At 67.0% G+C, this 12,566-nt stretch carries 11 protein-coding genes; 5 read left to right on the top strand and 6 right to left on the bottom strand.

Going from position 1 to position 12,566, the window contains the following annotated elements; all coding sequences use genetic code 11:
* Positions 1-133: 133 nt before the first annotated feature.
* The 5 genes from bcsB to bcsD are packed head-to-tail and all read right to left on the bottom strand — an operon-like array spanning position 134 to position 6,859.
* A complete protein-coding gene (gene bcsB, locus L880_RS0120605; protein WP_027477285.1) occupies positions 134-2,506 on the bottom strand; it encodes a cellulose biosynthesis cyclic di-GMP-binding regulatory protein BcsB in 2,373 nt (790 codons plus the stop codon).
* 17 nt (positions 2,507-2,523) lie between these two features.
* Positions 2,524-4,734, bottom strand: coding sequence for a UDP-forming cellulose synthase catalytic subunit (gene bcsA, locus L880_RS0120610; protein ID WP_027477286.1), 2,211 nt, complete (start codon positions 4,732-4,734; stop codon positions 2,524-2,526).
* Positions 4,731-5,504 carry a cellulose biosynthesis protein BcsQ gene (bcsQ, locus tag L880_RS0120615; RefSeq protein ID WP_027477287.1) on the bottom strand — a complete coding sequence of 258 codons (774 nt, stop codon included), beginning with the start codon at positions 5,502-5,504 and terminating at the stop codon, positions 4,731-4,733. The genes bcsA and bcsQ overlap by 4 nt, the downstream gene beginning before the upstream one ends.
* Positions 5,501-6,346, bottom strand: a complete 846-nt coding sequence (gene bcsP, locus L880_RS35805) for a cellulose biosynthesis protein BcsP (RefSeq protein WP_157463003.1) — start codon at positions 6,344-6,346, stop codon at positions 5,501-5,503. Before bcsP ends, bcsQ begins: the two co-directional genes overlap by 4 nt.
* Before the next feature lie 39 nt (positions 6,347-6,385).
* The gene (gene bcsD / locus L880_RS0120620; RefSeq protein WP_027477288.1) at positions 6,386-6,859 is read right to left on the bottom strand and encodes a cellulose biosynthesis protein BcsD; all 474 of its coding nucleotides are present in this window, start codon (positions 6,857-6,859) and stop codon (positions 6,386-6,388) included.
* Positions 6,860-7,352: 493 nt separating this feature from the next.
* Between bcsD and L880_RS0120625 the strand changes: the two genes are divergently transcribed.
* From L880_RS0120625 to L880_RS0120645, 5 genes are all read left to right on the top strand, one after another.
* Entirely contained in the window at positions 7,353-8,177 is an 825-nt protein-coding gene (locus tag L880_RS0120625) for an ABC transporter ATP-binding protein (protein ID WP_027477289.1), read from the top strand.
* Positions 8,164-9,048, top strand: a complete 885-nt coding sequence (locus tag L880_RS0120630) for an ABC transporter permease (RefSeq protein WP_027477290.1) — start codon at positions 8,164-8,166, stop codon at positions 9,046-9,048. The genes L880_RS0120625 and L880_RS0120630 overlap by 14 nt, the downstream gene beginning before the upstream one ends.
* A complete protein-coding gene (locus tag L880_RS0120635; RefSeq protein ID WP_157463004.1) occupies positions 9,045-10,196 on the top strand; it encodes an ABC transporter permease in 1,152 nt (383 codons plus the stop codon). The genes L880_RS0120630 and L880_RS0120635 overlap by 4 nt, the downstream gene beginning before the upstream one ends.
* Before the next feature lie 91 nt (positions 10,197-10,287).
* Positions 10,288-11,292, top strand: a complete 1,005-nt coding sequence (locus L880_RS0120640; RefSeq protein ID WP_051443470.1) for an ABC transporter substrate-binding protein — start codon at positions 10,288-10,290, stop codon at positions 11,290-11,292.
* Between the two features lie 160 nt (positions 11,293-11,452).
* Positions 11,453-12,133 (top strand): TetR/AcrR family transcriptional regulator, encoded by a 681-nt coding sequence (locus tag L880_RS0120645; RefSeq protein WP_027477293.1) that lies wholly within the window; start codon positions 11,453-11,455, stop codon positions 12,131-12,133.
* Between the two features lie 43 nt (positions 12,134-12,176).
* Here the strand turns inward: L880_RS0120645 and L880_RS0120650 are convergent.
* On the bottom strand, positions 12,177-12,566 hold a 390-nt coding region (locus tag L880_RS0120650; protein WP_027477294.1), incomplete at its 5' end, for a M20/M25/M40 family metallo-hydrolase.

Consider the following 12,566-nt stretch of genomic DNA (forward strand, 5'->3'; position numbering starts at 1 on the left):
AAAGGCGCCACGGTCAGTGGCGCCAGCAGTCGGGTCAGAAAGTTTCGTCGGGGCCCCACCCCCGAAGGCGAAGATCGCGTTCGGGAGGGGCTCCAGGGGGTGGCGCTGGACAGGTTCTGCATGGACCTGAGGATCATCCCTGATTCTTGAGGCGGGCACGGGCTCGGGCACGCAGCGACAGGAACAGCAGCACGGCGATCAGCAGGGCGGCCAGGATGCCCAGCCCGAGCAGCAGCAGCGGGTTGCCTGACAGGAACCACTGCACCCAGGTCAAGGGGTCCAGGTGGCCGACGTAATAGGTCTGCTCGGCCACCAGGCTGTCGACCTGCTTGCCACGGATCACCGAGGTGCTGCCCTGGATTTCCTTGACCAGGTCGGCATCGAGCAGGGCGTCGACGATCTGGGTCATGCCTTCGGGGTTGTTGCTGGACAGCTGCACCACGCTGCGGCCGGCGCTGACGGGCGATTCGAAGCCGGCGATCACGCCGTCGTTGCTGTTGCTGTTGAAGGCCACCTGGTTGCGACCGGGCTTGGCGCCATCGCGCTGGCTCGGGTCCCACCAGCTGAAGACGCGGTAGGCGAAGTCGGAGATCTTGAAGCGACGCGCGCCAGTCTGGATGTTGACCGGGCTGGCATCTGCCCACTGGGCGAGCAGGGGCTGGTTGGAGGCCGAGCCGATCAGCACCACGTCCTTGCCGGCCAAGGCTTCGATCTGCTTGGGGGAGACCACGCTGACGGCGGTGGCGGGGTAGCCGGTGGAGCGGCCGAACACGCCCAGCAGGCTCAGGTAGCTGCTGTAGTCGCTGGCGGTGGGCTTCTCGGGCAGCACGACAGCGGTTTCGGACAGGTCGGCCATCCGGGTGAACGGGAAGCCACTGTTGCTGAAGGCGGCCAGATCGGGCATGGCCAGAAAGTGCGAGAAGCCGGAGATGTCGACCGTCGAGTCAGGCTCGACCGTGCCCCGCACATTGTCCAGCACCACGTCCTTGCACGAGCCTTCCTTGACCATGTCGTGGAAGTAGTGGAACTGCAGCTGGGTCTGGGCCGGCAGCTTGAACAAGGGGATGTTGAACTGCTCGCGCGCCGGGATCAGCTCGCCGGCCGGCAGCACGCTGCCCACGGCGCGCTCCAGCGCACCCGGGGTTTCGTGGCTGATGGCCAGCAGCGGCAGCGAGCGCAGGAACTGCTGGTTGACGTTGATGTTCAGCGTCGACTTGTCCAGGTTCGGGCGCGGGGTGTAGCGGTACTTCAGGTCGACCGGAATGCCCTTGGTGCGCCAGCCGAACAGGTCGGGCGGCAGGTGGAAGTTGACCCGGATCAGGTCAGGCGAATAGCCCGAGACGTTGAGGTTCTCCTCCTGCACCAGCTCGCCGAACTTGACCGGGCGGTCGCTGGCCAGCCAGTTGGGGGCGTCATAGGGCTTGCGCGGCTTGAGTTCGGTCAGGCTGGTGATGGTGGCCACCTGGCCGGACAGGGCTGGCGAGCCCACGGCCACGGCATTGGCCGCGATCTTGAGCTCCTTGCCGTCGCGACCCATCACCAGCAGCAGCTTGGCGGTGGCATCGTTGGGGTTGGGCACCATGGCCACGGTGGGGCCTTGCAGGGCCGGCAGGCTCAGGCCGCCCGGGATCTGCTGGTTGCCCACGGCGAACACGATGGCATTGCCTTGGGCCGGGATCTGGTCCTGCAGCGCCGGGAAGCGGGCGCCGCGGTAGCCGGCCAGGGCGCCGAACCAGGACGACAGCGCACCGGCCGCCTCCAGGGAGGCGGCGCTGGGGGTGCCGGCAAACACCATCGGCAGGGCCAGCGGCAGTGCGTCGCGGCGGTCAAAGAAGGGCTGGGGCAGCAGGGCCAGGTCGTTGGCCTGGGCGATCGGGGTGAGCGTGAGCTCCAGCACGCTGTCGTTGCCCACGTTGGCCCACAGGCTGGAGTGCGTGGGGTCTTCGCAGTCGCGGGTGTAGTGGCCGATCAGCTCCAGGTTGAGTCGGTTGAACTCGGTGATCAGGCGCGGCGGGATGACGACCTCACGCTGCAGGTTCTGGCCGGCCTGCTCGGTGGGCACGGGGATCGTGGCGGCCACCTGTTCGTTGACCATCACGTTGATGTGCGAGAGCTGCGGGATCAGGGACGGCGAGTAGGCGTAGTTGATCTTGAGCTTGGCACTGGTCACCACCTGGTCGGCCCGGATGCTGAAGGTCACCCCGCTGTTGCCGCGGATGCCTCGCAGCTGCAGCGGGAACAGGGCGCCCAGCTGCTTGAGCGAGAAGGTGGCGGTGCGCGCATTGGATGCGCGGGCGCCCGGGGTCTCGCCGGCTTCGGCCGCCGTCTCGGTGATGATCCGGCTGCTGCCTTCGCGGGCGGCCACGGAGGCGCGGGCCTTGGTGGCCGCCTCCGCGGGCTGCAGGCCGGGGGCGGCCAGCAGCAGTGCAATGGCCAGAATGACCGGTTGCAGGGGCACGCGGTGGCCGGCGCGGGAAGAGTGGCCTTGAGAGGTGGTGTTCGTCATGGTCTGTGGGCGTTGGGTCACTTGGCGTTGGAGGTCCGGCGCAGGCGCAGCGATTTGGCGATGTTGCTTGCCAACTCATTGATGCCGCGCACACCGATGGCGAGCACGCCGCCGAGGGAACTGAGGGGTTTGTCCTGCTGGCGCTGGCCCCAGGTGCCGACCCAGGCGTCGGCACGCGAGAAGGTCAGGGCCGCCAGCTCGGCCTGCTGGGGCAGGCTCAGGTTGTCGAAGCGCACCCCCAGCCGCCCCTTGCCGCCGAAGGTGACGACGGCCGGGAACACACCTTCTTCGTCCGAGCGGAACAGCGACACCTGCAGCTTGGTGCCGGTGGGGATGTGCACCCCGTCCGGCACGGTCAGGCCCAGGCCCTGCTGCGAGAAGTCGTCGGTCTGGCAAGTCAGCACCTTGCCATCTTCGAGGCGGATCGCGGCGGGCAGTGCCGCAGCCACCCGCGGGGTGACCCGCACCTGGCGGCTTTCGCTGGCCACGGCCAGGCTGGCGCTGGACAGCACGATGTTGTAGGCCGTCCACAGCATGTTGATGAACAGGGTGGTGATCTCGGGGTTGTCCAGAAACACCATCTGCCACACACCGACCGCGAAGCCGAGCAGGTTGGCGATCAACAGCACCAGGTAGGGGCGGGCGATGCCCCAGTCAAAGTAGGCTTCTTCGATCACACCGCCCTTGGCGGTCACGTTGAACTTGCCCAGCTTGGGGTTGATGAAGGCCATCAGCACCGGGCGCATGATGTACCAGGCCAGCACCGACTCATACACCTCGTTCCAGAACGAGTAGCGGTAACGGCCCTGGATGCGCGAGTTGGTGATGCTGGCGTGGGCCAGGTGAGGCAGGGCGTAGGCCGAGATCATCAAGGCGGTGGCCTGGAACACGTGGGCGCCGAACAGCAGGTAGGCCAGTGGTGCGGTCAGGAAGATCAGGCGTGGCAGACCGTAGAAGAAGTGCAGCAGCGCGTTCAGATAGCACAGGCGTTGGCCGATCTTCAGGCCCGGGCCGAACAGGGGGTTGTCGACCCGTCCGATCTGCGCCATGCCCCGTGCCCAGCGGATGCGCTGGCCGATGTGGCCCGACAGGCTCTCGGTGGCCAGGCCCGCCGCCTGCGGGATTTCGAGGTAAGCCGTGTTGTAGCCCTTGCGGTGCAGCTTGAGCGCCGTGTGGGCGTCTTCCGTCACGGTCTCGATGGCCACGCCACCGATCTCCATCAGGGGGGCCCGTTTGATGATGGCGCAGGAGCCGCAGAAGAACGAGGCATTCCACAGGTCGTTGCCGTCTTGCACCACGCCGTAGAACAGCTCACCCTCGTTGGGGGTGCGGTGGAAGGTTTCAAGGTTCTTTTCGAAGGGGTCGGGCGAGAAGAACACGTGCGGCGTCTGCAGCATGGCCATTTTCTCGTCCTTGAGGAACCAGCCCATGCAGACCTGCAAAAAGGAGCGGGTCGGGATGTGGTCGCAGTCGAAGATGGCCACGTACTCGCCGTCGGTGGTGGCCAGGGCGGCATTGATGTTGCCGGCCTTGGCATGGCGGTTGTTGCCACGGATCTTGTAGCCCACGCCCACGTCTTCGCAGAATTTGCGGAAGTCGGAGCGGCGGCCATCGTCCAGCACATACACCTTGAGGCGGTCAGCAGGCCAGTCCAGGCTCATGGCCGAGAACACCGTCTGCTTCACCACCTCGAGCGGCTCGTTGTAGGTGGGGATGAACACGTCCACGCTGGGCCAGGTCGACGAATCGGCGGGCAGGGGGACCGGCTTGCGACCCAGGGGCCAGATGGTCTGGAAGTAGCCGATCAACAGCACGGTGAAGGCGTACAGCTCGGCGGCCACCAGGCCGAAGCCGAAGAAGGCGTCGAGCGGGTTCTCAAACCCCACGGTGTCGGTCAGGCGCCACCAGATGTAGCGCGTGGAGGCCGAGATCGACAGCGTCATCATGGCCAGGGTCGTGACCCGGCCCTTGGTCCGGCGCAGCAGCAGGGCCACGGCAAAGGTGGTGCCGGCGAAGATGGCCTGCTCGGTCAGGTCCAGCGGCACGCTGATCACCAGCAGGAACAGCAAAAAGGCCAGGATCCCGGTGACGTACTGGGCCACCGGGTGGTTCCAGATCGGGGATTCCGTGACGCTGTTCAGAAAGCGCCCCCAGCGTTTGCTGGGATCGGCCTGGGTGTCTTCGGGCGAGCCGACCGCAGGGGGTCTGGGGGGGGCGGTGGTGCTCATGCGGTGGCGTTCCTGGTGGGCAGGCGCTGGGCGATTTTTTCGGCACAGGCCCGGAAGTCATTGGCGGCCTGGCTGCCCGATTCGTAGTCGAGCACGCACAGGTCGTTGGCCAGGGCGTCACCGACCGACTGATCCTGGTGGATGATGCCCACCACGCGGTCGCCGAAGCTGGACCGGATCACGTTGGACACGTCCTTGCTGAGCTGCCGACTGTTGTTGGTCTGGTTGACCACATACAGGGCTTCTGAGAAGTTGGGCTGGCCTGCGCAATAAGTCTGCACCAGGCGCTGCATCAGGGGCAGGGCCGCGTACGACGCGGCATCCGCCAGCACCACCACCAGGGCCAGGTGGGCTTCGGCCAGGGCCTGCTTGAGGTAGACGGATGGGCCCGGCGGGGTGTCCAGCAGCACCACGGCGTCGGGCGGCAGGTTCAATTCCTGCAGGTGGTCGCGCAGCCAGAACAGGCGGGTCTCGATCAGGTGTTCGAAGCGGTCGCGGTCGTCCTCGTTGACGACCCCGTAGGGCAGCACATACACGCCGGTGCGGCTTTCGAACACCACACTCTTCCAGCTCTGTTGCGCCAGAGAGGCACGCGAGATGCCTCGGAACTCGCTGGGGTTGATGCCGAAGTGCAGGCCCAGCGCATTCTGCGGATCCAGGTCCAGCACCACCACGGTGCGGCCCTGGCGCGCCAGGGCGCAGGCCAGGTTGGCGGTGACCGTGGTCTTGCCGACCCCGCCTTTGGAGGAAACGACGGCCAGCACTTTCATGCGCCACCTCGCAGGTTCTGCCACAGGGCGCTCAGGCCGGACTGCGGCGGCGGTGCTGCGACCTCGGTCCGTCCGGCCAGGCGCGCAAAAATACCTTGCAGTTCCGTGGCCGGCGGGGTGGCCGCCGCAGGTGCTGGTGCTGGCCGCGCGGCCTGCGCCAGCCCGGCCAGGGGCGAGGTGCCCGCTAGGGTCACGGGGGCGGCGGTGGAGGTGGGTGGTGCAAACGCTTGTGCAGGTGCAGGTGCAGGAGTTGGCGCCGGCAGCGGGGCTGAAACCGCTTGCACGGCAGGTTCAGGCAGGCGGGCCGCTGCGGCCGGTGGCTGCGGTGCGGGCGCCTGCGCCTGCAAGGTGGGAGCAGGTGCGGTTGCGGGGGCGGGTGCGGTTGCTGAGAAGGCGGCCATCACCACGGTGGGCGCGGCGGGTGCCGGTGCCGCCTGGAGGGCGGCTGGGGGTGTCAGGGCGGGTGCAGCCACTGCGGGGGCTGCTGCCGGTGGCGTTACCGTTGAAACGGGGGCGCTGGCTGGCGCGGCCGCCAATGCAGGGGCCGGTGCGACCAAGGCCAGTTCGGCCGCACTCAGGTGCTGGCCTGTCGGTGCCAATGTCTGGACGGGCGGCGCGACCGGGGCGGGGCGGAACTCGATCGGCCCGGAGATGACGGGGGCTTCTGCTGCGGCCACGCCCGGGGCCGTGGCGGCGGAGGACTGGCCCAGTTCGAGTGCCGACAGCAGCGGCCAGCGCTTCTTGGCTTGCTGGGCCGATTGCTGACGACTCAACTCCTGGTAGTCATCAACTTGTCCGCCGAACTGTTGGAACAGGTTGACGATGTCTTCAGATTTGGTCATTGGGGCACTCTTTGACAGGCTTCAGGGCCTTGGGCGGGCTCATCGGCCCAGCCGGAAACTGACACTGCCCCAGCCGTCTGTGGCCTGGGTCTGACTGACCGAGAGGCCGGGCGCACCCTGCTGGTCAAACCACTGCTGGTAGACGCCCTCCAGGAAGCCGGTGGCCCAGTCCACGGCCGGGGCGCCGAAGGCGGCGGTCAGGGGGGAGCAGAAATGATTGATTTCCACATGGTCCGCGTGTTGCACCAGGCTGACCCAACCCCAGTCGAGGTCTTGCCACTGGCGCGACATGGCGGCTTGCACGCCGTCCAGCGTGGGTTGAGGTGGCAGGGGCAGTTCTGTGGCGAAGCGCAGGCCGATGCGGCGGCTCAGGGTGCGCAGGTCGGCGGGGGAGAGGGCGGTGGCGAATTCAGCGGCCAGTGCGTGAAGGAAATGTCGCCATTGACGGGCGCATTGCTGACGTGCCAAGTGGTCAGATACGTCTGTCGGGTGGCCCGAATTGACATCGCTCATGGCAGTTCCCTGTTCTTAAATGTTATGAGATGTATCCGGCACACGAACTTTTGTCCATGCCCCCCACCGCAAATAGTTGCTAAATGTTAACAAAACATGCCGCAGTCGTCGTGTGAAATTGGACACGATCTGGGCGTCTGCCGAGGTGGTCTGGGTACTTTTACAGTAAAAATTGATTCTCTACTACCGGTTGGTGTGACCGATATCTTTTTATGTCTGCCAGCCGGTGCGTTTTCTGGGTATCACCGGAGAGGGCTTTGGTAACAAATACGGCCCGGCAGATTCCCAATGCCTGGGGAATTGCAGTTACATCGTGTTCCCCTCGGCAGGTCTGACTCAAATCGGTGCCTGCCTGTGCCGGGTCGTGGCGGGTTTTGGTGCGTGCGAGTTGGGCTGGCCCGGCTTTCTGCCAGATCTGGTGCGTTTTGGCTGGCACGGATTTGGCTTATGGGTTGTCTGAAATTGACCATTTGGTTAGGTTTTGGATTGCCCCATGTCGTCTGTTCTGATCGAAACACCTGCTGCCACCCAGGCCGTCGTGCCCACGGCGCGCCGCGCCGTGGAGGTGCGTGCCGCCAGCGTGATCTACCCGGCCGCCGACGCCCCCGTGCGGGCGCTGCAGGAGGTGGACCTCACCATCGCCCAGGGTGAGTTTGTCTCGCTGATCGGGCCTTCGGGCTGCGGCAAGACCACCTTGCTGCGCGTGATCGCCGATCTGGAGCCGATTTCGGGCGGCGAGGTGCTGGTCAATGGCGTGAGCCCGCGTGAGGCGCGCCAGGCCCGGGCCTATGGCTATGTGTTCCAGGCGCCGGCCCTGTTCCCGTGGCGCACCGTGCTGGCCAATGTGATGCTGCCGCTGCAGATCCAGGGCCGGGCCAAGGACGAGGCCCTGGCGGTGGCGCGTGAGCAATTGGGGCGGGTGGGCCTGGCCCAGTTCGAGAACAAATACCCCTGGCAGTTGTCGGGCGGCATGCAGCAGCGGGTGTCGATCGCGCGGGCCATGGCCTTCGAGCCGCGCATCCTGATGATGGACGAGCCCTTCGGCGCCTTGGACGAGATCACCCGCGACGGCCTCAACGAGCAGTTGCAGCAGCTGTGGTGCCGCGAGCGGCGCACGGTGGTGTTTGTCACCCACTCGATTTCCGAGGCGGTGTACCTGTCCACGCGCATCGTGGTGATGTCACCGCGCCCGGGTCGCATCGTGAAGGTGATCGAGTCGCGCCTGCCCGATGAGCGCCACCTGGGCCTGCGCGACACGCCCGAGTTCATGCAGATGGCGCACGAAGTGCGGGAGGCACTGGCCGATGGGCACCACTGACGCAAGGCGGGGCGGCTCGGTCGGGCCGGTGGCGGTGATCGTGGTGGCCATCGTGCTGCTCTGGTACGGCCTGGCGGTCTGGCTGAATGCCCCCGGGGCCATCGAGCGGGTGCTGAACCCGCGCGGCGCCTGGGACTGGACGGACCTGGTGCAGACCACCTGGGCCCTGCAGCGCCCGGTGCTGCCCGCGCCGCACCAGATCGCGCTGGACTTCTGGTCCAGCCTGGTGGACTGGCCGCTGGATTCGCCGCGCAACCTGCTGTTCCATGTCTGGGTGACCGGCCAGTCGACCCTGCTGGGCTTTGTCATGGGCACGGTGCTCGGCGGGGTGCTGGCAGTGCTGATCGTGCATTCGCGCACCCTGGACCGGGCCTTGCTGCCCTGGGTGGTGGCCTCGCAGACCATTCCCGTGCTGGCGATCGCACCCATCGTGCTGGTGATCCTGGGCAGCCTGGGCTTCAGCGGGGTGTTGCCCAAGGCGGTGATCGCGATGTACCTGTGCTTTTTCCCGGTCACGGTGGCGGCGGTGCAGGGCCTGCGCTCGCCGCAGCGCATCGAGACCGAGTTGATGCACACCTACGCGGCCAGCCGCTGGCAGGCCCTGTGGCTGCTGCGCCTGCCGGCCGCCTTGCCCTTCGTGTTTCCGTCGCTCAAGGTGGCGATTGCCGCCGGCCTGGTGGGGGCCATGGTGGCGGAGTTGCCCACCGGGGCCCAGGCCGGCCTGGGGGCACGGCTGCTGACCGGTTCTTACTACGGCAACACGGTGCAGATCTGGTCGGCCCTGCTGATGTCGGCCCTGCTGGGCCTGGCCCTGTCGGGCGCGATGGCGGGTCTGGAGCAATGGGTTTTGCGCAACAGGAGGCGTTCATGACAAGCAGGGCAAGCCCCGAAAAAAGGCGCCAGGCCGGGCAGTTCACCGCCGTGGCCGCGCTGGCCTTGTGGGGGCTGTGCGGGCTGCAGCCGCTGATGGTGCTGGAGGCCGAGGGTGCGGCACCGGCCCTGCAATCGCTGCTGGCCCAGCCTGCGGCCTGGCTGGCCGCCCTGCTGGGCGTGCTGGCCGCCGTTCTGGGGCTGCGCCCCAGCGGCCGTGGGGCCTCGCTGGGCCTGACCGCGATGGCCGCTCTGGCCGCCATCGGCTGGTTGCAACTGCCGCCGGCCCAGGCGGGCGCACCGGCCGCGGCCGGTTTCTGGTTGGGGGCCTTGGGCCTGGGGGCGCTGGCGGTGCTGACCATCCAGCGCTGCGCAGCGCTGGAGGGCCGGCGCTTCGATGCGGCGCTGGCGCCGCTGCTGTTCGGCCTGTGGGTGCTGTATGCCTGGCAGTTGCTGACCGTGGCATTGGAGGTGCCGAGGGTGCTGCTGCCGCCACCGGCCGGGGTGCTGGAAGCCTTGTGGACCCATGCAGCCACCTTGGGCGGTGACTTTGTGCAGACCGTGCTCAAGGCGGTCGTGGTCGGCTGGTTGCTGGGTTCGGGCCTGGGCTTTGCCGTGGCGGTGGCCATCGACCGCCAGCCCTTTTTGCAGCGCGGCCTGCTGCCGATTGCCTCGCTGACCAGCACCGTGCCCCTGGTGGGGGTGGCGCCGATTGCGGTGATGTGGTTTGGCTTTGACTGGCCCTCCAAGGCGGCGGTGGTGGTGCTGATGACCTTCTTCCCCATGCTGGTGTCCACGCTGGCCGGGCTGCAATCGGCGGGCCGGCTGGAGCGCGAGCTGATGCACAGCTACGCCGCCAGCTATGGCCGCACGCTGTGGAGCCTGCGCCTGCCGGCGGCTTCGCCCTTTGTGGTGGGGGCGCTGAAGGTGAATGCCACGCTGGCCCTGATCGGTTCCATCGTGGCCGAGTTCTTCGGCTCGCCCACGGCCGGGCTGGGCTTTCGCATCTCCACCGAGGCCGCGCGCATGAACATGGCCCTGGTGTGGGGCGCCATCACGGTGGCGGCGGTCACCGGCTCGCTGGCCTACGCCTTGCTCGTGCGCCTGGAGCGCCGGGTGGCGTTCTGGCATCCCTCGGTGCGGGGCTGAGGCGGCCAGGCCGGCTGCGCATCGCTTGTTTGTTTGTTTGTTCTGTGTTCTTTCACCCCTGTCTGTCTTTTTTCATCACAAGGAGCGTCCCATGAAGAGTTCTTTTCGCTTGTCCGGTTGCGTGCTGGCGGCCTTGCTGGCCTTGGGCGGTGCCGCCGCGCAGGCGGCCGACAAGGTCACGGTGCAACTGAAGTGGGTGCCGCAGGCCCAGTTTGCGGGCTATTACGTGGCGCAGGCCAAGGGCTTCTACAAAGAGGCGGGGCTGGACGTGACCATCAAGCCGGGTGGCCCCGACATCTCCCCGGTGCAGGTGATCGCGGGCAAGTCGGCCGATGCCATCGTCAACTGGATGCCCGACGCCCTGGCCGCCCGCGAGGCCGGCGTGCCCCTGGTCAACATCGCCCAGGTGTTTGACCGCTCGGGCCTGATGCTGACCTGCAAGAAGGCCAGCGGCGTGAGCAGCCCGAAAGACCTCAAGGGCAAGACCCTGGGCGTCTGGTACGGCGGCAACGAGTACCCCTTCCTGAACTGGATGGCCAAGCTGGGCTACAAGACCGACAGCGACATCAAGATCCTGAAGCAGGGCTTCAACGTCGACCCGCTGCTGCAGAACCAGGCGGCCTGCATCTCGACCATGATCTACAACGAGTACTGGCAGGTGGTGGATGCCGGCGTCAAGGAAAGCGATCTGGTGACCTTCTTCTATGAAGACCAGGGCGTGGCCTCGCTGGAAGACGGCCTGTACGTGCTCGAATCCAGCCTCAAGGACAAGGCCTTCGTGGCCAAGATGGGCAAATTCCTGAAGGCGACCTTCAAGGGCTGGAACGAGGCCGTGAAGAACCCCGAGGAAGCCGCCAAGATCGTGGTGGCGCAAGACAGCTCGGGCAGCGCCACCGTGGCGGTGCAAAAGCGCCAGATGGAAAACGTGGCCAAGCTGATCACCAAGGCTGGCACCGACAAGATCGGCTACCTGGACCCGGCCGCCTACGAGCGCACGGTCAAGGTCTTGCTCAACGGCGGCAGCTCGCCGGTGATCAAGAAAGACCCGGGCAAGGCCGCTTACAGCCATGTGGTGTGGGAGGCCGCCCAGCATTGACCGGGGCGGCCAAACTGGCCGAAGCCGGCCCGCCTGGTGCGGGCCTTCGGGGCCTGCTCTTGACGGCGGGCCAGCCTGGCGGGCAGCGTATCCTTGACCCCTGTGTGTTTGCGCAGGCGTCCGATGGGGCGCTGCCCGTTTTTTCTTCCGAAGAGATCCCATGCCTCCCGTCCCCAAGCTCCCCTCTGCCCAGGTGGCTTCTGCCGCCACTGGAACCGCTGCCGAGGCTGCCAAAGGCCAGATCCGACAGGCCAACGAGAGCCTGATCCTGGAGGCGGCCGAGCGCGTGTTTGCCGGCGCCGGCTTCAGCGGCGCCACCATGGCCGCCATTGCCGAGGCCTCCGGCCTGCCCAAGGCCAATCTGCATTACTACTTCGGCAACAAACAAGAGCTGTACCGGGCCGTGCTGGCGCGCACCCTCAGCGACTGGCTGGCGCCCACGCACGGCATCACGCCCGAGGCCGACCCGGCCATGGCCCTGGGCGACTACATCCGCGACAAGATGCGCCTGTCACAGCAGCGCCCGCATGCCTCCAAGGTGTTCGCCAACGAGTTGCTGCACGGGGCCCCGGTGTTGCAGACCCTGCTGGAGACCGAGCTGCGCGATCTGGTGCTCGAAAAGGCCGCGGTGCTCGACGGCTGGGTGGCCCAGGGCCGCATGGCGCCGGTCAACACCGTGCACCTGTTCTTCACCATCTGGTCTGCGACCCAGACCTATGCCGACTTTGATGTGCAGATCGCCTCGGTGCTGGGGCGCAACGCCCTGACCCCCAAGGACTATGCCCAGGCCACGGAGCATGTGGTGGGCTTGATCTTGCGGGGGTGTGGATTGGCCACCTGAATGGCCCCCTGCGCCTGCGGCGCGGAGGGCACGAAGGTGTGGTTCAGCCCGCCCGCTCCAGCATGGCCTGCAGCAGCACATTGCAGCCTGCCGTGATGTGCTCGGGTTTGGCGTCTTCGATCTCGTTGTGGCTGATGCCGTCCTTGCAGGGGATGAAGATCATCCCGGTGGGGGCCAGCTTGGCCATGTAGACCGCGTCGTGGCCGGCGCCCGAGACGGCGGGCATGTGGCTGTAGCCCAGGCGTTCGGCGGCGCGCTGCACCGCGTTGACGCAGTCGGCGTGGAAGGGCTGGGCCGGGTAGTGCGAGACCAGCTCGACCTCGATCTTCAGCCCGGTCTCGGCCGCCACCTGGGCCGCGTAGGCGCGGATGTCGGCGTCCATCTGGTCGACCAGGGCGTCGGTGCTGTTGCGCAGGTCCATCGAGAACTTGAC

The organism is Curvibacter gracilis ATCC BAA-807, from assembly GCF_000518645.1.
Lineage (GTDB): Bacteria > Pseudomonadota > Gammaproteobacteria > Burkholderiales > Burkholderiaceae_C > Curvibacter > Curvibacter gracilis.